At 35.3% G+C, this 20,077-nt stretch carries 15 protein-coding genes; 9 read left to right on the top strand and 6 right to left on the bottom strand.

All coding sequences use genetic code 11. The features are described 5' to 3' along the window. Positions 1-1,167 precede the first annotated feature (1,167 nt). The 5 genes from VKJ25_RS19685 to VKJ25_RS19665 all read right to left on the bottom strand — a co-directional run bounded on the left by VKJ25_RS19685 (position 1,168) and on the right by VKJ25_RS19665 (position 8,843). Positions 1,168-2,364: a Coenzyme F420 hydrogenase/dehydrogenase, beta subunit C-terminal domain gene (locus tag VKJ25_RS19685; protein ID WP_324238340.1), complete on the bottom strand. Its 1,197-nt coding sequence runs from the start codon at positions 2,362-2,364 to the stop codon at positions 1,168-1,170. 901 nt (positions 2,365-3,265) lie between these two features. Beyond that, positions 3,266-4,381: a retropepsin-like aspartic protease gene (locus VKJ25_RS19680; RefSeq protein ID WP_324238339.1), complete on the bottom strand. Its 1,116-nt coding sequence runs from the start codon at positions 4,379-4,381 to the stop codon at positions 3,266-3,268. A gap of 233 nt (positions 4,382-4,614) precedes the next feature. Continuing rightward, a complete protein-coding gene (locus VKJ25_RS19675; RefSeq protein ID WP_324238338.1) occupies positions 4,615-6,006 on the bottom strand; it encodes an IctB family putative bicarbonate transporter in 1,392 nt (463 codons plus the stop codon). 492 nt (positions 6,007-6,498) lie between these two features. After that, entirely contained in the window at positions 6,499-7,320 is an 822-nt protein-coding gene (locus tag VKJ25_RS19670) for a sensor histidine kinase (protein WP_324238337.1), read from the bottom strand. 110 nt (positions 7,321-7,430) lie between these two features. After that, positions 7,431-8,843: a lysophospholipid acyltransferase family protein gene (locus VKJ25_RS19665; protein ID WP_324238344.1), complete on the bottom strand. Its 1,413-nt coding sequence runs from the start codon at positions 8,841-8,843 to the stop codon at positions 7,431-7,433. A gap of 334 nt (positions 8,844-9,177) precedes the next feature. On the opposite strand from VKJ25_RS19665, the gene VKJ25_RS19660 reads away from it, so the two are divergent. Together VKJ25_RS19660 and VKJ25_RS19655 are read left to right on the top strand one after the other, a co-directional pair. Beyond that, positions 9,178-9,780: a pentapeptide repeat-containing protein gene (locus VKJ25_RS19660; protein WP_324238336.1), complete on the top strand. Its 603-nt coding sequence runs from the start codon at positions 9,178-9,180 to the stop codon at positions 9,778-9,780. A 463-nt stretch (positions 9,781-10,243) separates the two neighbouring features. Then, positions 10,244-11,005, top strand: a complete 762-nt coding sequence (locus tag VKJ25_RS19655) for an LmeA family phospholipid-binding protein (RefSeq protein WP_324238335.1) — start codon at positions 10,244-10,246, stop codon at positions 11,003-11,005. A 531-nt stretch (positions 11,006-11,536) separates the two neighbouring features. Here VKJ25_RS19655 and psb35 read toward each other — a convergent pair. Continuing rightward, the gene (gene psb35 / locus VKJ25_RS19650; protein WP_324238334.1) at positions 11,537-11,710 is read right to left on the bottom strand and encodes a photosystem II assembly protein Psb35; all 174 of its coding nucleotides are present in this window, start codon (positions 11,708-11,710) and stop codon (positions 11,537-11,539) included. Between the two features lie 1,174 nt (positions 11,711-12,884). Between psb35 and VKJ25_RS19645 the strand changes: the two genes are divergently transcribed. The 7 genes from VKJ25_RS19645 (at position 12,885) to VKJ25_RS19615 (ending at position 20,055) form a co-directional block, all read left to right on the top strand. Beyond that, on the top strand, positions 12,885-14,291 hold the full coding sequence (locus VKJ25_RS19645; RefSeq protein WP_324238333.1) for a cytochrome P450: 1,407 nt from the start codon (positions 12,885-12,887) through the stop codon (positions 14,289-14,291). Positions 14,292-14,455: 164 nt separating this feature from the next. Beyond that, positions 14,456-15,022 carry a transposase family protein gene (locus VKJ25_RS19640; protein WP_324238332.1) on the top strand — a complete coding sequence of 189 codons (567 nt, stop codon included), beginning with the start codon at positions 14,456-14,458 and terminating at the stop codon, positions 15,020-15,022. Positions 15,023-15,045: 23 nt separating this feature from the next. Continuing rightward, positions 15,046-15,231, top strand: a complete 186-nt coding sequence (locus tag VKJ25_RS19635) for a transposase family protein (RefSeq protein ID WP_324238331.1) — start codon at positions 15,046-15,048, stop codon at positions 15,229-15,231. A gap of 381 nt (positions 15,232-15,612) precedes the next feature. After that, on the top strand, positions 15,613-16,119 hold the full coding sequence (locus VKJ25_RS19630; protein WP_324238330.1) for a hypothetical protein: 507 nt from the start codon (positions 15,613-15,615) through the stop codon (positions 16,117-16,119). A 173-nt stretch (positions 16,120-16,292) separates the two neighbouring features. Continuing rightward, entirely contained in the window at positions 16,293-16,415 is a 123-nt protein-coding gene (locus tag VKJ25_RS19625) for a hypothetical protein (RefSeq protein ID WP_324238329.1), read from the top strand. A gap of 43 nt (positions 16,416-16,458) precedes the next feature. Next, positions 16,459-16,671 carry a hypothetical protein gene (locus VKJ25_RS19620; protein ID WP_324238328.1) on the top strand — a complete coding sequence of 71 codons (213 nt, stop codon included), beginning with the start codon at positions 16,459-16,461 and terminating at the stop codon, positions 16,669-16,671. Between the two features lie 162 nt (positions 16,672-16,833). Beyond that, positions 16,834-20,055, top strand: coding sequence for a glycerol-3-phosphate acyltransferase (locus VKJ25_RS19615; RefSeq protein ID WP_324238327.1), 3,222 nt, complete (start codon positions 16,834-16,836; stop codon positions 20,053-20,055). Positions 20,056-20,077 lie beyond the last annotated feature (22 nt).

Raw genomic sequence — 20,077 nt, 5'->3', positions numbered from 1 at the left:
TTTGGTATAATTCATTTAGAGTAGAGCAACTAGAATTTTGTATCAAAATATTAAAGTTTGTTGCATTTTCTTCATGTTATATCAACATACTTTGCAATGGAAGTGTTATAGAAGCTCTAAGCGTATCTTTGCAAGCGGTGCGGGTTTTTCGCAAAGGAGACAACCCACCCCTCACCACTCCCAGGAGGGGAAATCGAGAAATAGAATAGGTAAACAGATAGAAAAATAGCCCTATATTCACTATTTCCTTATCTCCCCATCCCCCATTTCCCTACCTAATTTTATAGTTCCCAAACTGTACCCAAGTCCGCAGCGACGGTAACAGCTTGGCAGCAAGTAATCTCAGGGGTGCGCGGAGATTGCTTCCTATCATTGCTGCGGACAACTGTTCACCAGATGCTATATGAAATAATTACAGCAATGCATGAGGATGGTGAGGTACACTTAAATATCTTTGTAACACAGCCTTCGTTTGCTGTAACAACCTGGAAGGTTGTGTTACCAGAGTTACTAAACAGAAAATAAAATTTTTTACCTCACGCACCTCCGAAACTGCTGTAAAAATAAGCGATCGCTACTTTACATGCAACAAAGCGGAGAATTTGAACAAATTATGACTTTATGTATAGAGTTTTGGTGCGTTACGCTTCGCTTTTCATGTCAGCTCAAGCGCCGAAACGCACCCTACTGGAATGTTTCATCTAAAAATGTGAATTAGATGAAGACACTGTAGAGATGGGTTACGGCTCCCGAAAAATCACAAGTGAGTTAACAAGTTTTCATGGGTTTGTCAGATAAACCCGCCTCATAATATGAGCTGCGTCTCAGGGACGGGTTTATGTAAATCCTAGAGTAAGCATGAAAATTTCCTGAGAAACCAGCCCCTAGCCCATGCACCATTTTAGATGAAACAGTCCACTACCAATAGCGTTCATAGGTAAGTCCAGCAAATAAACAAACGTAAGCATTTCCTGCGGAATACTTCGCAAACAGCTATTAGTTCTCAGGACTTCAGCAATAAAAACCTCAACCTTAAGGATGAGATTTAAACGAATAAAGAAAGTGAAATCTGAATTTTGTAGTCAGATAAAATTGCTGAGTCATAAACCTTTGAACTCAAGCTCAAATAAATAGCTGAATGCTGGTTCCTAAATGCTTACTAAAAAACTATTTCGGCAACTTATATTGCCCCACAATTTTTTTCGCAAACTCCGGCACATGAACTGCTAATTTTTCTGGATAATTTCGCTTTACATAAAGATAATTTCTAGTGAAATGGGAATCAATAGAAAACCGCCCATATTCCAAACCTTTAGGACCAATTTTTTCAATAACAACTCCCATTAATTTTGCTGCCCACATTGGTAAAGTAACAGCTTGGTCATAAGCTGGAATACTTTGTTGAACAGCTTGATGTCTATCTCCCTGAGACATAACAGGTTGAATATCTAATTGATTCATCACTAAATCTAACATTTCTTTTCCGGTCTCATTTCTAACAGTAATCCACTGCCAACCAAAGGTAGCTCCCATATATCCAACTACCAAATCTGCCAAACCATTTACATAGTCAAAACAACTCATACAAGAAGGAGCAAAAACATCCTTCAATTTTTTAGTATTTAAACCAAAAAATGGTACTTTTTCAATTGTTCCATCCTCATGTTTAAAATGTACTCGAAAATCTTGCATAAATTCATAATGAACAACAGTTTCTGGCGACTTACTTGTAGTTTCCAAGAATTTTTGTAAACCCTCTCTAGTGACATTATCTACACAGGGAGTTCCCAAAACATAGAGCTTTTCTAAACCTAATTGTTTTTCCACAGCTCTTAATGCTTGAATCTGACAACCAACCCCTATCACTAATAATTTTTTCAACCCAGAATTTTCAATTTCTTCTAATACTGAAAGATTAGGAGAAAGAGTAGGTTTATTAACTTTTGCTGCCAATACTTCCTCTGGAGTACGAGCAATAACTGGCATTGGTTGAAAGCGGTCTTCTTTAGTATTTTGCACACAAACCACACCCTCGACAATATTTTGCTTGAGCATTTCACAGGCGATCGCGCTGACAATACCAGTCCATTGTGCCCCGGCGATAGGTTGTTTTTTCCGAGCTGCCATCATATCTTGATGAACGCCAAAATAGGTCTCGTTTTCATTATCCAGGTTGCGAGTCCGTCCGTGAGTTTGTTGTTCGAGATTATCAAATTGTTGATTAAGAAATGCGCAGGCATCCTTGACATAATGAATATAATATGTATCGCATAAACCGCATTCGCTACACAGTTCTTTAGCGGGGCGACGGGCACCTGGTCTGAGGGCTTTAGCTTTCTTGTGTTTAAGAATATTTTGAGTCATTTTAGTTGTCAGTTAAGGGAATAGGTATGGAGGGAACAGGGAACAGTAGAATATCAAAAGGTTTTTCCTACGGAAATGCTCCGCAAACAGGATGTAAAAATATCCGCGCCCTTTGCTTCGACTGTTATATCAGTCATTAGTATCTCCATTCAATAATTAATAATTAATAATTACTTCTTCTTATAAAGAAGAGGAGTGGCTAAAAATAATTTTTTTATCCATGAATGGAGAGGCTTTATACCTTAATTTTTTGGTAATAAAAAGGCAAATTTAGCAACTTTTATCTAGGATACCACTTTTCAAGGAAACAGGTAGAAATTTTGGAGTTTATTTATAGTTTTTGAATTATTATAGCAATCCTAAAGTTAAGGGAATAGGGAAAAGAAAACAGTAGAATATCAAAATGTTTTAGGATGTAAAAATATCTTAACCTTTACTGCGACTGCTATATCATTCATTAGTATCTCCATTAAATAACTAATAATTAATAATTACTTCTTCATTATAAACAGGACTAAAGCCACGGGAACCCAGAAACCCGGTACGAGGGTGGATATTTATTGTCAAAAACAATGATTTACTGTAGAAACTGGGTTCCTCCCGTGTAAGTCCTGATCAAGAGAGGATTGCCTAAAAATAATTTTTTTTAATCCATGAATAGAGAGGCTTTAGACCTTTATTTTTTTAGTAATAAAAAGGTGAATTTAGCAACTTTTATCTAGGATACCACTTTTCAAAGGAACAGGTGGAAGTTTAGGAGTTTATTTATAGTTTTTGAATTATTACCAACAGGACTTACGCAGATACGACATATATAGCGTTTAAAACTATAGCGCTATAGTTTTTTGACTCTATATTATAGTACCTTTGCGTAAATCCTGACTAAAAAATTAATAATTAATCATACCCAAAGCGACCAAGAAACCGGGTTTATTGGTGTGATATTGTGATTCAAACCAGGAAATTTCTTTGAGAAACTGGGTTTGTGCGTAAGTGGTGTTAATAATAAACTACCTTCTGCTGGAAATTTTTCTGGTTTTTCTTGGTTAAACCGCCAATATTGTTGATAATTGTTAAAAAAGTTTTGCCCTAAAATTCCATCAACTTCTAATAACTTCAACACTGGAGAAGACAAGATTACTGTTTCTAAATTTTTCAGCTCAGAATTTCCCATTTTTACTTTAGCTAAAGAAGCATATTCTGCTATTTCAATGCCACAAAAACCTAGCACTTTAATTGGCTGTCTTTCAGCCTCAGGAATATTTAACTTACTAGCTAATTTCTGAGAAATAAAAATACTTTCTGCCCCCGTATCTAACATAAAAATAAACGGACCATTACCATTAATTTCTACCTCTGCTAACATTACTCCCAACTTAGACTTAAGTGGAATAAAATCATTAATATTTTTATCAGGTATTGGAGTTGGATCTAGTAATCGTAATTCTTGAGTTTGAGGATTTATTTCCACATCAAAATTACTTAAAATATCCATTCCCAAAACTCCTGATAATCCCTCTGGCATAATGGTGGTAGTAAATTCTAAACCTGTCAAATTTTCAACTTTAACATTATCAATTTTTAACTCAGGTAAACGATGCAAATTAGCTTTCATTTCCGGACATTCATCCCCTGCTACTGCATAAGTTAAAAGTTCCTGTGGCACTGGTTCTCCTGTTAATTCTAAATCTTTGATTGTTTCTGTGGCAATGATGGAAGTAGAAGCACCTGTATCTAATAAAAAATTACCCGATTTTCCACCTAAAGTTGCTGTTAAAGTAAAAGCTTTTCCACCATCTAAAAATTTTAGAGGAATAGTTGCTTTTCCTGTTACTTTTGGGCGAGATAAATTTAGACCTTCCAGTTGTACAATAGCTGCAATTGATATATTTTTACGCCCAAATATAACAAGATCTTGTGGTAAAATAAAAGACTTGATTTGAGCTAAAGTAGGAAAAATAATTATGGAGCTAATAGCTCCAACAATAATAGTTGTGATCCCCCAAAATTTGTTCATTATTATTAATTATAAAACTTGTTTTTATAAGCTAAAAAATATTAAGGTAGCGATCGCTAAAATAGAAAAAAGGCAGAAGGATAATATCAAATCCGGTAGTATCGGTAAAATTAAATAACGTAGGGGTTTGGAGACCAAGCCCTCTACAAATTAGGTACTATATATAGAGTTCAAAAACTAGATCCTTATAGTTTTAAGCACTATATTTATCCGGATGATATCAGCTTAAATTATCAACTTTTTAGAGAATCTCTCATAGGTTCCCTGTTATAATAACTAGCAACAATAGCCACCATCAACCACCAAAGAGTATTAATTTGGGGACGATACCAAACTGTATCTACGAAACCATGAGCCATTAATCCTACCATAGCAGCGATCGCCCCAATTAACCAATATCCTTGATTGTCACCAACATCTCGGAAACGTCTTAACTGCAACATACCTTGATTAACAGTCACTAACAATAACCACAAGAAAACAGAAAAACCAATAAAACCAGTTTCCACAATTATTTCTAAAGGTACAGAATAAGCACTCAAAGCACTATAACGCGGACGCTGATAGAGAGGATAAATTTTATTAAACACATTATTTCCAGGTCCAATACCTAATATTGGGCGATCGCGAATCATATCAAACACAGACATCCAGACATTCATCCGAAAATTATTACTGCTATTTTGCCGACCTGCAAAAATACTAAAAACACGATTTCGCAATGGTTCCAATAAAATTATTGCTAAAATCAACAACCCTCCCAAACTTCCTAAAGCTATTGGCAGCGACCAAGTTTGCCAAAATTTAGGCATATAGATGTTCCACCAATACCACATTAAAATTAACATAGCAAACATCAAAGCCAAAAACCCGATCCAACTTCCTCGACTACCTGTATAACGCAAACAAGCAAAGTCAACTAAAAATATTGTTACTGCTAAAGATTTTTGCGCCCTACTACGCCAAGCAAAAATTGCCACAAAACTCAAACCAATAGCAGGCAACAAATATCCAGCTAATAAATTAGGATTTCCTAAATAACTATAGACACGAGTTACACCTGCTTCGATGGAGGTAGGATCATTCCAGGTAGCTAGGGGTTCAACTTTGTCTATCCATTGTCGAATACCATAAGAACTGACAATGAGAGAAACTAATAAATAAATGTTGATTAACCAAGAGCGGAGTTTCGGCGATCGCAATACCAATGAACCTGAAACAAACAACAATAAATAAAGCGTCAATTTTACCCACCCACTAAAAGCAGCGGTTTTTGCTGGAGAGACAACCACTGCTAATGTAGCAATACTCCAGTAAATAAATATTAGTAAATGAATAGGAGTTAAATATTCTTGAGTGTTATTCGAGACAGTGAGCAATACCCAAAAACCAGCACTAGCAAATAATAAGAAACCAATGAGAGCAGTATTTACAAAAGGAGCTAGACTAAAAATAATTGCTAACAAGACAAAACCAAGGGGTTCGCCCCATTGCATTAACCAACTACCTCGTCGCCAGTTATGGAGGGAACCATTAAGTAAACCAAAGAGGTAGCTAGCGTTTAACCATTCAGAATCATAGAATGATAGATTAGTTAGTGTTAATTTTTGCCAAACTGAGTTCATTTTCTGAATTTAATAGAATAAATAATAGACGTAGGTTGGATTGAGGGACGAAACCCAACATTAGGGGTAGGTTGGGTTGAGGGACGAAACCCAACATTAGTAAGTTTTTTTGAGTTAAACGGAGTGAAACCTAACCTAGATTTTTAAGCCGTAGGTTGGGTTGAGGGACGAAACCCAACATTAGTAAGTTTTTTTGAGTTAAACGGAGTGAAACCTAACCTAGATTTTTAAGTGTTTCAGTCTGCTGAACTGTTTCAGGACTTACGCAAAGGTTCTATATATATTATAGTGCCTTGGTCTGTTAGCGTTAGCGCACTTCGTAACGCACCCTACTGTAATGTTTCATTTAAAATGGTTAGGGAGTAGGGGAGTAGAAGAGTGGAAGAGAAAGATTATTGCCCTTGTTTCGTCCCTCAACCCAACCTACAGTTATCGCACTGTGCATTAGATTGTCTCCCTTGTCTTCCCACACGAACCACACTCCCTAAAACCCTACTTAGAGAATGGTAGAACTAAAATATATCTATAACCTGATTCAGCAGAATCTTGAATCCACAAAGTTCCACCCTGTTGTTCTGCTAACTGACAACTAAACAACAATGCTAATAAAGCGCGAGTGTGATTAGCAGTAGAATTTTCTCCTAGTGTAGAAATTTTCTCAAAAATTATTTTTTTCAACTCAATATATGTTATTTGTGATTTATTCAGCTCCAAGCTTGAATTACTCTTTTTCTTAATTGCAGATAACTTTTGAGAGTAAAGTTGACTATGAGGAAAACTATCTCCCAGAAGAGGATGAGAAACCCACACTGCTACATTAAGTTCTTCTGATTTTTCAGACAAATGAAGTTTGACTTCACTTCCCGAATCAGAAGATTGAATTATACTATAAATCAAATTGTATAGTGTTTGTTCTAAAATTTCTTTATCAAACAAACCAATTTTGTGTTCACTACCTCCAGCTAATACAAAACATTCAACCTGATGATAATCTCTTTCTACTTCTAAATTTTTCACTATTTGTTGACAGAGGTTTTTTACATCAACAGGATTTACTTCTGAGGTTTGCTCAACCTCCTCTAATTTTGCTAGACTAATAATTTGTTGAACTAGCGATCGCAAATATCGACTTCTTTCATTGATAATTTCTACATATTCTCTTTGTTTTTCTGTTAGAGGTCCATAGATTTCTTGATTTAAAACACTTGCCATTCCTGTCACAGAAGTTAAGGGACTTAACATTTCTTGAGTAACAAGATTCATTAATTTGTTTTTAACAAAATTAGCAGATTTAGTAATAGATTTTTTAGTCATAGAAAAAAATTTAGAAGTATAGCCGTTTTAGTTTAGATTGAGACAACTATTTCTTGCTATGAAAGGATTAGCCTAAAAAGTGTTTCATTCTTATTTGAAATGACTATATGTCAAGATTCAATCATACTCTCAAGGGAATTTTGCAAATCTTGGGTTAGAGCTGATATTGCTGTTCGACGTTTAGTTTGGTAAGTTTCCCACCGTTGAGAAACCGAAATTGGTTCTCCCACAGTCATTTGCACCCTTTGTTTCCCTAGTATAGGACGTTTTGAGATATTACCACCCTTAATCCGATTAACCAGCTCCCATATTAATAAAGTTACCTCAGCAAACCTATCTACTGTTGGCTTTTCCTTGACATATTTACCACTAACTGTTACTAAACCTTCCACTAATCTCATGTGCCATATCTGTAGACTAGCTTCTTCCGCCAGTCTATTTGCCAAACCTTTATCTACAGGAGCAAGAGTAGCCAAATTTTCAATATCCTCCCTATAAATACGATCCCATCCTGCTTGCTCGAGGCGACGACAACGATCTATAAAATTACCCTTGGGATGAATATGAAAATATTCTTCTGCTACTTCTAAAGCAACATTAAAAAGAGTATTGAGACGAGAATTAATATTCTCATTAACTTCCTCATCTGTTGGAATTTCTGAGGAAAAATTTTCTGGAGTTGGAACTAACTCTCGACGATAGAATATTCGATAAAAATCTTCCATTTTTCCTAATAAATGACCTGCTAATCTCAAAAGTCTTTGATAAAGTCTAGAAGGCGCTAATTTTCTATGGTCAGAAATATTCTCATTCTCTAGAGACAAACCACTATCTTTTTCTAATTTACTTATAAGTTTCTCCAGATTTTCCCAAGGTTCATCTAAATATTTGTATTGAATACCCACTGGCACAATAAATACTTCTTCTGAACGACTTGCATTTAATATATCCTCAACACACCAAAATCCCATTTGAGCAATACCAGGTTCCAAGGCACTAACTCTCTCATTATGACCATTTGTCCCTCCCTCTGGAGCAGCCATCATTGGTAAACTAGCATTAGCAAATAATTCACGAGCTGATTTTAGTCCCTGACGATCTAATTTTCCACGGAGAATAGAACTTCCTCCCAAATAAGAATACCATTTACCTACATAGTTACCTGCCCATAAAGGAATACCTCGGTCAAAAATAAAGTGATAGTGAAGAAGAGATGGAAGAGTTATTCCTTGCTTTTTAGCTAGTTTGGGCAATAAATACCAAATCATATATCCCATACAAAATGGATCGTCAGTGCTAGGATGACGGAATGCCATCATAAAACGGGTTTTGCCTTGGTGGAAGCTTTGATATAGTTGGGCTAGGGTTTCTAGGTTATCAGTTTGTATATCAGCTACTGAGATAGATGTTTGGAACTTTAACCACCAAGGTAAGATTAACTTAGTGCCTTTTCTGACTAGAGGTTTGAAGTTGGGTGAGATTAATTTTAGAGGGGGCTGAACATAAGTGGTTAAATAAGGCATAAAAATATAAGTCAAAATTTAAAATTTAAAATTCAAAAGTCAGAAGAAAATTATAGCGTTCAGAAGGTATCTATTCCCTAACTCTTCCTCAAAATACGCTCCTTTTTGATTTTTCGGGAACCTTACCAGAGCTACCCAAAAAGTTAGGATTTTAGGGAGACCAAAGGTAGAAAAACTAAAGAAAAATTATTCTTCCTAATGTCTTTGCCTTCCCAAACTTCCCACACTTCTGACTTCGTTAAAGTGGCACGTCAAGTTTAAAATACTCTAATAGCTGGTTGAGGATATTAACTAAAGTCCAAAACCAGAAACATAATAATCCAATTGATTCAAGATGAATGAATTAAAATATCCTGACCTGAACGCAATTAGAGCAGGTACAATTAAAGTCTTGGCAAATTCTCACCTTCCTGGTGCAGATTTAGCAGGAATTGAACTTCCAGAAACAGATTTTTATCAAGCTCACTTAGTTGGAGTTAATTTTGCTGGTGCGAATCTACAAAAAGCTACACTGAGAGCTAACCTTCGAGGTGTAGACTTTACTGGTGCCGACTTAAGAGGGGCAGACTTTCGTAATGCAGATCTACGGGGTACTATTTTTATTGATGCTCAACTCAAGGAAGCTAGTTTTGCCGGAGCTTTCTTAAACGGAGCTATTTTTAATGACTTAGACCTCAGTGGCCTTGATTTTCGTGGAGCTGACTTACGAGGAGTAAATTTGATTCGAGCTAATTTGTTTCAGGCAGAGTTTAGTAGTGCTAATCTTTCCGGCGCAGATTTGTCTCAGGCAGATTTAGAAGAAGCTAATTTAAGTGGGGCAATACTCCGAGGCACAAATTTACAAAGAGCAAATTTACTCTGTGCTTTACTCGAACAAGCTGACTTAACTGGAACTTTATTGACTGATGCTTGTGTCCAAGGCACACCTCTTGGTTAAGTAGGGTTTGCTTATGGAAAATTAGTGATAAGGACAGGAGCCAGAATCCAGCAATCCTGCAATCCAGGAGGAATAGAAATTATAAAAGAGGTAGTTCAAAAGAATCGTCCCTTGATTTTTTCCCTTGTCTTGATCAAAATGCTAAAATGCCTGATTTTTCGGGAACCGTACCTGAATCATCTAAAAGCTGGTACTTTATTAGTACCTAAAAAGACTAAAACTTCTACCTGTCAAGACTTTTACATTTAACCAGCCAGCCCTAAGTAAATTTAAAAATATAAAATATAAAATCTAATTTTCTTGTCCTACTTTTGAATTTGGACTTCCTAAATTACTCTTGACTTTTGAATTTGGACTTTTGACTTAAATCTAATGAAACTTAATTATTTACATAAGTACAAGTAAATTTTACAAATCTTCACAAAATAGTTATAATGTGAAAGAAGGTACATATTGAAAAATTATGGTGACGGCATTGTTTACCACTAGACCAATGCAAAATCAAAGTGGCGATCGCCTAGTGAGCAAAGTAGCAGGAGCAGCAATAGCAGCTTTGTTTAAAAGCTCCGATAAAGTCGAAGCCAATGTCCGCGCCGAGCCAGTGGCCAAACTCTTACAGGGTAGCTTGGATGGGTTTGACTTCATAGGCAAAGGAATGCAGATGTATAATGGCCTTCGGATCGAAGTCATGGAGCTTTACTTGCAAGCTATATCAATAGACTTCAGTGCAATTTTTACAGGTAAAGTAAAACTCAAGCAGCCGATCCAGGCCACAATGAGGACTGTATTAACTGAGTCAGATTTGTCCACTTCTTTCAATACCCCATTTGTGGTAGAGAAACTCCAAAGGCTCAAGTATCAAGGACAACCCCTACATTTCCAAAATACCGAAATGACTATTACTGAAGATAGGGGTTTAAAACTAAAAACTCAGGTTAAAGTAGGAGATTCCGATAGACTTGTAGACCTTGATTTTACTTCTGAGATAGAAGTGGAGGAACGACGTAAAATCAAATTTGTTAATGTCAAATATAATGGTAATCAAGAATCAGTAGACTTAAGTAAATCTCTAATAGATCATGTTAATAATTTACTAGACTTAGATAAATTTGCACTAGAAAATACTCAACTCCGAGTAGATCGGCTTCGAGTTGGAAAAGATAACATCACATTTTACGGTATCGCTAAGATCGATCAATTCCCCAGTGGAATTAAAAAGAAATAGGATAAAATTAAATTGATGTAAGAATATATTTTGGAAAGCATTTAGCTTTTAAAGGTAATAACTTATTAAAGTTAAGTTGTTACCTTTACTATTCTTAAGTTTTAATTATCCTGGGAGACTAATTTATCCTTTAAGTCTGATAATTATTTAATAACTTATAGCTAATAGCTGACAGCTAAATGCTTGAATATTTTTTTTAGTAGGGACGTTGATGCAATGCCCCTAAATTTTAGTTGATTGAACTACAAATAGCATTCATTAATTGAGAATAGAAATGGATAATTACCTTTGGTTAAAACCATACTTGAATTTAATGGATAATTGATAATTAGAGGATTAGTAATAGACTGACACAGCTAAAATAGTGCATGGGGTAGGGGCGGGTTTTAGCAGAAACTTTTATACTTACTCTAAGATTTATACAAACCCGCCCTAATGCATAAAATTTAGATGTGTCAATCCATTAGAAAGTTAGATAGAAAATTAGATATGCAAAAAACTCTTTCATTATCAATTATCCATTATTTAAGACTAGCTATTTTCATTTTCATCTCGATCGATTTGAGGAACATAGTCAGGACGTTCGGTACCTTCCCAGCCAGGAGGACGCTTAGAGTTATACCAAGCAATTGAACCAATAGCTACAGCAGCGACAAAGCCTACTACTACAACTGCTATGGGAATCCATAAATCTCCTTGTACCATAATTAAATTTTCCTATTATATTTTTTTTGAGTACCATTAAATATTACAGCATATTTCAGGTTAATGTGTGTTTTTTTGAATAGAAAATAATTTATTAATGGATAATGAATAATTGATAATTGATAATTAGGGATATAGTAATTTTATTTTATTGGTGTCAAAAATCTTGCTAATATTTTATATGTGAGGTTTGGAGGTAATGGTAATAAGTAATAGTTTCGGAGTTGGTTTCTAATTTTTTTTTAATTGTTATAATATAAGCGGAGATTTCTATAGTTTTTATGTAAGCATTTAGACGTCAGCCATGAGCTACCAGCTATTATTTTTAGTGAGTGATCAAAGCAATATTTAATTGAGAAACGAAAAATTTTACTATAAAAGTAATCTCTAAAGTCTACATTCACTTAAAATCTATCCTTAAACATAGATTATTATTGGGTGCATCTCAATGCATGAATAAAGCCAAAAACTTGTCGCTTTTAAGGAACACTTAACTGGGAACAGGGAACAAGGAATAGGGAGTCAGGAATAGGAAAAAAGTATTTTGGCGCTCTATGATATGCACCCGTATTATTGTTGTTAAGACAGTTCCTTCGCAGGACGTTAGCTGACAGTTGCTAATAGCTGAATGCTGACATTTTTATTATTCACTATTAATCTGGTTTAGGTAAATAAAAATATAAACAAAAACGAGGGTTAATATTCAATAGTCGGACTCATTTAATTGAAATTGATTGATTAAGAAACTGGCAAATTATGCTAGTTTATTAATCATCAAATTAAGAGCGATGTTCAAATAATCGACAAGACAAAGAGAACCAAATTTACCAGAAACAAATATAGCATAGCAATCCTAAATAGGTTGTGACAAATCAAAAGTTAGATAAAAAACTGAAAATCTTATCTGTTCTCTGTTCCCTATTCCCTAAAAGCGGTAAGATTTTTATAGACAAATAAAATAGGATTGGTATAGAGTTTGGGCTGATATTTTATTGCAATAACAAAGATTATTAATGAAGTTATAAGCCAATTTTTTTTATTGTGTATATAATTAACCTGAAAGCTGTTATAATCTTGTTTTGACAATTACTTGAAAAATTAGTATTTTTCTTTAATTTCTAACACTTACCTTGACACATACTACCTTTTTTAAAATTAGTTTTAGACATAAACAATGAACTTACAAACAACTGAATTACTATTATTAGCTGATGGAGAAACAGCACCAGAGGAAACTAAAATTCCACCACGAAAACCAAAATGGCATGACACATTTAATTACATAGCTAATCCTGATCGCTTCTGTAGTGAAAACTTCAAAAAATATGGTCCTATATTCAAAACTGGTGTTTTTGGTGGAACGACAGTATTTATAGGAAGTGCTAATGCAAATAAAATGGCATTTAATGGAGACAATAAATATACAGAAATTGCATTGCCAGCAACTACAATGGAAATGTTTGGCGAGTACAGTTTATTTCAACGTCCCGATCTACACAGTCAACGTAAATCAGCATTAGCACCTGGTTTAACTGGTGCAACATTAGCAGGATATATTCCCCACATTAATAACATTATTTATCAAGGCATCAAAACATGGGGTAGTCAAAAAATTCAGTTATATCCAGCAGTAGAGAAAATTAGTTTTGATATACTTACTCCCCTACTATTAGGAATTAGTTTAAACGATTCCGACTCTACTACTTTTGAGGGATTACCAATTTCTTCAAAAGCAGAATTAAAAGCTTTATACAAAACCTATTTTGATGGTTTTTATGGATTGCTGAAGTGGCAATCTCCTTTAACTGCTTATGGGCGCGGAATAACAGCACGAAAAAAGTTGATTGAATTTATGGATGCAGTTATTAAGCGACGATTGGGAGAAGAGGAAAATATTAATCCTACTCAAGACTTTTTGTCAATGATGTTAGTTGGTCAGCAGGAAAATCCAGATGGAATATTTATAGATATTCTGATCAAAAATCAATGTCTTTTGCAGTTGTGGGCATCCCACTACGAAATTTCCGGATTTGTATGTTCTCTAATATATCAACTTGGAAAATATCCCCAAATATTGCAAAAGTTACGACAAGAGCAAGAACAGATATTAGGTGAAAATAATAATATTAGTGAATTTTCACCAGAGCATTTAAAACAGATGACTTTTCTGGAGGCAACGATTAAAGAAACTCTCCGCACTTTACCACCAAGTTCCACTGCTAGTCGTCGGTTAACAAAATCTGTTGTTGTTGATGGTATGCTCTATGAAAAAGGCTGGACTTTAATGGCAGAACCCAGGATAGCTCACATTATGCCAGAACATTTTCAGGAACCAGAGAAATTTGAACCAGAACGTTTTTTGCCAGAACGTAATGAAGGTCAAATTTACAAATTTATTCCTTTCGGGGGTGGAGTGCATGGTTGTTTAGGAGCGCAGATGGCAATGATAATTAGTAAAATTTTTGCATCTCATTTGCTACGGATGTTTGAGTGGAAAATAATAGGTGAACCAAAGTTTGTTCAATTTCCTATTAAAAGAATTGCAGACAATTATCAGATTGAAATTAATTCAAGAGTGTAAAATTAATAGGAATTACACGGGAGGTAGTATATATAGAGTTCAAAAACTATAGCGCTATAGTTTTTAACGCTATATCTATGGTCTATGCGTAAGTTCTAATTAAATAGACTTGTCGCTTAATAAGGTAAAGTAATGGTTAGTATCTATAAAGATGAGATGAAAAAATGCTGGACATTAATCGAGTGCTAAAAGAAGATAGACTATTAAGAGCATTAACGGGACTAAACCGTAAAGCATTTGATGAATTGTTGGAAGTTTTTTCTGTCCAGCTTGACTTGGAAGCGATCGCCAGAACCCAAAAGCCTAGACTCCGAGCCAGAGGAGGAAGTAGAAAGGCGAGATTGCCAGAAGCCAAAGATCAACTATTTTTGATTTTGTTCTATTTTAAATGTTATCCTACCTTTGATGTAGCGGGGGTATTGTTTGACTTGCACCGCAGTCGAGCACACCGTTGGATGTTAAGACTACAAGCAATACTGGAGAAGTCATTGGGGAAAAAAATGGCCTTACCAGAACGTAAATTAGAAAGTGTCGGAGAATTTATGAGCAAATTTCCATCAGCTAGAGAAGTAATGATTGATGGTACAGAACGCCCAATTCAACGTCCAAAAGAGCAACAGAAGCAGAAAGAGCATTACTCAGGTAAAAAAAAGCGTCATACGAGTCAACATTTAATTATGACAGACGAGAATAAGAGAGTTTTAGTGCTTTCACTCATCGCGAGGGGGTAAGGTGCATGATAAACGGCAACTAGATGAAGAAAAACTGGCAGAATTTGTGCTTTTCGGAAGTGACAATTCATGTGGATTCAGGTTTTCAGGGATTACAAAAAGAATTTGTTAACATCAAAATACCCACGAAAAAGCCGAGAAAAAAAGAATTAACAGATAAACAGAAACAATCAAACCGAGAAAAAAGTAGTGTTCGCGTATCTGTGTGAACACACAAGATCAGGAGTAAAAAGATACAATGCAACAACAGCAATCTATAGAAATAGGCTCAAATATTTAGACGATCGCTGTCGCGTTAACTGCTGTAGGACTATGGAATTTCTATTTAATAGCAGCATAAGTTAATGGATGCAACCGAGGATTTAACAATTTTGTTTTGCCAGTTTCCAGGTTTTATTTAGCGACAAGTCTAATATAATATTCTAGGTTTACTTATGAGTAAAAATATTTGTATGAATTAGACATAAACACCATTAGCTGACTATTTTTTTATTAATGTAGCTAATGTTACGAAAAATACTTGTATGATAAATACAATTAATTTACATATGATAAATAGTACATCCTAAAACTATAGCGCTATACTAAAAATGACGTATATTGGAACCAAAGAAGCATCTTTTATATTGGGTATTTGTTCTCAAAGAGTTAGAGATTTACTTAGAGAAGGTAGAATCAAGGGTGGGTACAAGGATCAAAGAGGATTTTGGCGCATTCCTGTTTATGGAAAAGAGGAGATGCCTATCATTATAGAAGGCAAAAGAGGTCCGAAAGGTGTTTGGTGCCATCGCAGGCGTAAAACTCCGACCAAGATTCATGTTAATCAAAGTTTGATTAAAGCAAATGCCAAGAGAATTAAGAACGATCCTCTAATGACTTCTGACCAATTAATGCCAGTAGTTGCCTTGAAGCAAACAAATCGTAATGATATGGGTTATCAGATGATTCTCGAAGGTAGGTGTCGTATAGTTTATAAACCTTATGAACCCTTGCCTTGTGGCGCACATTTGTGGATTGAGACTTACGAACCAGTGGAATTTGTGGATACTCAGTTTAATCCTGTGACAGCAAGGCGACCGTATAAATATGTTTCTTGATATGCAAATATTGATTCCAGTATTATTTCTAACTTTCTCCTTTTGTCTCGGTGCTTTTCCTCTGTGCAATAGTTTTTAAACTCTATATATAATCAGTACCTTGGCATAAGTGCTGAATAGTCATAAATCTGGCAAATATCGACTTAATAAAATTTGGTACAGGTAATGTTCGTGTGGCAACCACATTTGTTCACACATGGAAACCTGTGGCAATATTTGTTGTCTTGGCGGAAATTACTAGAGGTATTGCTCTAGTTTTAGCAGCAAAATTATTATTTCCAGAAATTCCTTCTTAGTAATTATTAGGATTAACGGAAACCTGTCGCAATATTTGCTGTCTTGGCAGAAATTAGTAGAAGCATTGCTTCGGTTTTAGCAGCAAAATTATTATTTCCAGAAATTCCTACTTGGCAATTAATAGGATTAATATTTCTAGTGGTAGGTAGATATTTCATTGCTCAAGGTGGTGATGTTACTAATGCTAGTTGCGGAGTTTTGATTTATTATCCTATTGTTGCTTTGGCTTTGGGAATAACTGTTTTTTTATATTAGCCAGGACTTACGCAAAGGTAATAGATATAGCGCTCAAAACTATAGCGCTATAGTTTTGAGCGCTATATATATGGTTTCTACGTAAGTCTTGTTAGTAATAGATAAATAAGTCTTGACTCGAAAAAATCAAAATATTCGATAATAGTAAATATGTTTCTTGATATGCAAATATTAATTGCAATATTATTTCTAATTTTATCCTTTTGTCTCGGTGCTTTTCCTCTAACTAATTTAATAGTTAAAAATCTAGCAAATATCGACTTAAAAAAGGTTGGTACAGGTAATGTTGGTGTATCTGCCGCATTTGTTCACGCACCGAAACCTGTGGCAATAGTCGCGGTTTTTGCAGAAATTAGTAGAGGTATTGCTCCGGTTTTAGCAGCAAAATTATTATTTCCAGAAATTCCTTTTTGGCAATTATTAGGATTAATATTTTTAGTAGCGGGTAGATATTTTATTGCTCAAGGTGGTGGTGTTACTAATGCTACTTGGGGAGTTTTGGTTTATTCTCCTATTGTTGCTTTGGCTTCGGGAATTATAGGTTGTTTAATATTAGTAATCGGCAAACAACTATTTCCTCAAAAAAATCAAAATGTTCGTCAATGGTCAGCTCGTTTAGGATGTCTCAGTGGCTTTCTATCGGTTTTATTATTTCGCCAGGAACCGTCTTTTTCTGAATTGTTGGCAATGGCAGTATTAGTCATTTTCTTAGCAGTAATAAATTTTATTCAAAGTGATGATATGGCTTTAAATAAACAATCTATATTTTCTCTCGATAGTAAACTAGATACTAAAATTTGTGGAGAAAAAGCAGCTAGATTATCTCTATTAAAAAAAGCTGGCTTTAATATTCCTGAAGGTTTAGTTTTACCTGCATTAATGGTAGGGAATGAACAGAAAAAATCTATTCCTGATTCTCTATTTTTATCAGTAGATAAAATTCTAGATAAATTAGAGAAAATGTCTGGGAGTTTTCCCTTAATTGTTCGTTCTTCAGCAGTTGGAGAAGATAGCGATAATAGTTCGGCTGCGGGACAATATAAAACTATTTTTCCTGTCAGAAATAAAACGGAATTATTGGAGGCGATTAATATTTGTCGTCAATCTTATTGGTTGCCAGATGCTGTTGCTTATCGGCGACAAAGAGAAATTCCTGATGCAGAAATGGGAGTATTAATTCAGCCTTATATTAAGAGTAAAGTAGCGGGAGTAATGTTTACTCGTAATCCTTTGGATGGTGGTGCAAAAATAATTATTGAAGCTCTGCCTGGAGGTGCGGAAAAAGTTGTGGGTGGGCAGTTAACTCCTGTGCATTTAGAAATTGTTGAAGAAGGAAGAAGGAATCCCCCCTTGCCCCCCTTTGAAAGGGGGGGGAAAGAAGAAATCTCCCTTTTGAAGGGGGGGGATAAGAAGTGGGTGGTTACTCAAACTTCAACTAATTTTAAATATCCTATAGACGACGAGTTATTAAACTCAAAAGAAAAAGACAAAAGTTCTGATTCAGAATGTCAAGATATTTTACCTCTGGAAATCACTAAAGAATTGGTAAATGAAAGAGAGGAAAAAATAGAAAATTATGATGAGACTGAAAAATATGTTGGTTTAGAAAATCAGAATATTTTACCAGAAGGAACTATTCAAGAATTGGTAAATCAAGCAGAAACAATTGAAGCATTTTTTCATGGTTTACCTCAAGATATTGAATGGTGTTGGGATGGGGAAAAGGTTTGGATTTTGCAAAGTCGTCCGATTACTAATTTGAGACCTATCTGGACTCGAACTATTGCAGCAGAAGTAATTCCCGGAGCTATTCATCCTTTAACTTGGTCGATAAATCGCCCTCTGACTTGTGGGGTTTGGGGAGAAATTTTTACTATCGTTTTAGGGGAAAAGGTAGCCAAATTAGACTTTACCGAAACCGCAACTTTGTTAGGTTCCTATGCTTATTTTAATGCTACTTTGTTAGGGGAAATTTTTAGAATGATGGGTTTGCCAGAACAGGGTTTAGAGTTTTTATTACGAGGGCAAAAAATGGGAAAACCACCATTAGGAAAAGTGTTGCCTTCTTTGCCTGGTTTATGGCGTTTGATTAAAAAAGAAATGACGGTTGATGATGAGTTTGAACGGGATTATTATCAAATTTTTGTTCCAGCGTTAGAAAGTTTAGAGAATAATTTTAAACAAAATTTATCTCAGTCTTTATCAGAATTATTAGAGCAAGCAGAAAAAATTCAAGAATGGTTAAAACCAATTACTTTTTATAATATTTTGGGTCCTATAGGTTTGGCGATTAGGCGATCGCTGTTCCAAATTTCTGAGGAATGGTTGCCTACTGATACTGCTCCAGAAATTGTTTCGATTCGAGAATTACAAAAGTTGGCAGTTAAGTTAAAAATGGCAACTAATTCTGATGGAGAAATAGAGGCAGAATTTGAGAAAAATCAGGAATTACAAAAGGAATTTCAGCAATGGTTAGAAAGTTATGGTTATTTGAGTGAAGTTGGTACGGATATTGCAGTGGCAACTTGGGGAGAAAAACCCGATAATTTCCGTCAGTTATTATTTGGAATGACAGGAAAAGATGAGAGGGAAAAAGATAATTTTTCAGTAAAGTCTTTAAATTTCTGGCAGAGGTGGCGACTAGCAAAATGTGCAAAACGTGCCAGAACTAAAGGTAAAATTGCTGAAGTTTATGGGAAACTTTTAGCTTATTTACGAATGACGTTTTTGGCAATAGAAAGTTATGGATTAGAGGCAGAAATTTTTGAAGAAAAAGGAGATATTTTTTATTTAGAATTTCCGGAAATTAGGCAATGGATTCTAACAGTAGGTTGGGTTGAGGAACGAAACCCAAGAAATAGTCTAGGAACTGAAGAAAAAAACAAGCGATCGCCTCAACTCCCTATCCCCCCATCTCACCATCTCAAACAACTTATCCATGAAAGAAAAGAACAGTTGGCAAAAGATCGCGATCGCCAAGTTCCTTCTGTGGTTTATGGGAATATATTACCCCAAGAAAGCCAGAAAACTATCTCTACTGAGGAAAATGTTTCTATTTTAGAAGGGATACCAGGGAGTGTTGGTTGTGTCGAAGGTTATGTCAAGGTTTGTGGGAGTTTAGAGGTAAATCTGCCTGAGTCGGAAAATCTAATTATAGTTGTACCTTATACCGATGCTGGTTGGGCACCTTTGTTGTTGAAGGCAAAAGGTATTATTGCAGAGGTGGGGGGGCAGTTATCCCACGGTGCTATTATTGCGCGGGAATATGGCATTCCGGCAGTAATGAATGTTTCTGGAGCAATGACTCGTTTAGAGGATGGGCAAAAAGTTAGGGTAGATGGGTATAAGGGAACTGTGGAATTATTATTTGACAGCAATGCATGAGGATGGTGAGGTACAGTAACAG

Source organism: Okeania sp. (genome assembly GCF_035285525.1).
In the GTDB taxonomy this organism is placed as follows: Bacteria; Cyanobacteriota; Cyanobacteriia; order Cyanobacteriales; family Microcoleaceae; genus Trichodesmium.
This window is presented reverse-complemented; position numbering and strand designations above follow the sequence as displayed.

Excerpts from the sequence above, each read along its gene's own strand:
- VKJ25_RS19685 (WP_324238340.1), bottom strand. The coding sequence starts at position 2,364 with ATGACTCAAAATATTCTTAAACACAAGAAAGCTAAAGCCCTCAGACCA.
- VKJ25_RS19680 (WP_324238339.1), bottom strand. The coding sequence starts at position 4,381 with ATGAACAAATTTTGGGGGATCACAACTATTATTGTTGGAGCTATTAGC.
- VKJ25_RS19675 (WP_324238338.1), bottom strand. The coding sequence starts at position 6,006 with ATGAACTCAGTTTGGCAAAAATTAACACTAACTAATCTATCATTCTAT.
- VKJ25_RS19670 (WP_324238337.1), bottom strand. The coding sequence starts at position 7,320 with ATGACTAAAAAATCTATTACTAAATCTGCTAATTTTGTTAAAAACAAA.
- VKJ25_RS19665 (WP_324238344.1), bottom strand. The coding sequence starts at position 8,843 with ATGCCTTATTTAACCACTTATGTTCAGCCCCCTCTAAAATTAATCTCA.
- VKJ25_RS19660 (WP_324238336.1), top strand. The coding sequence starts at position 9,178 with ATGAATGAATTAAAATATCCTGACCTGAACGCAATTAGAGCAGGTACA.
- VKJ25_RS19655 (WP_324238335.1), top strand. The coding sequence starts at position 10,244 with ATGGTGACGGCATTGTTTACCACTAGACCAATGCAAAATCAAAGTGGC.
- psb35 (WP_324238334.1), bottom strand. The coding sequence starts at position 11,710 with ATGGTACAAGGAGATTTATGGATTCCCATAGCAGTTGTAGTAGTAGGC.
- VKJ25_RS19645 (WP_324238333.1), top strand. The coding sequence starts at position 12,885 with ATGAACTTACAAACAACTGAATTACTATTATTAGCTGATGGAGAAACA.
- VKJ25_RS19640 (WP_324238332.1), top strand. The coding sequence starts at position 14,456 with ATGCTGGACATTAATCGAGTGCTAAAAGAAGATAGACTATTAAGAGCA.
- VKJ25_RS19635 (WP_324238331.1), top strand. The coding sequence starts at position 15,046 with ATGAAGAAAAACTGGCAGAATTTGTGCTTTTCGGAAGTGACAATTCAT.
- VKJ25_RS19630 (WP_324238330.1), top strand. The coding sequence starts at position 15,613 with ATGACGTATATTGGAACCAAAGAAGCATCTTTTATATTGGGTATTTGT.
- VKJ25_RS19615 (WP_324238327.1), top strand. The coding sequence starts at position 16,834 with ATGCAAATATTAATTGCAATATTATTTCTAATTTTATCCTTTTGTCTC.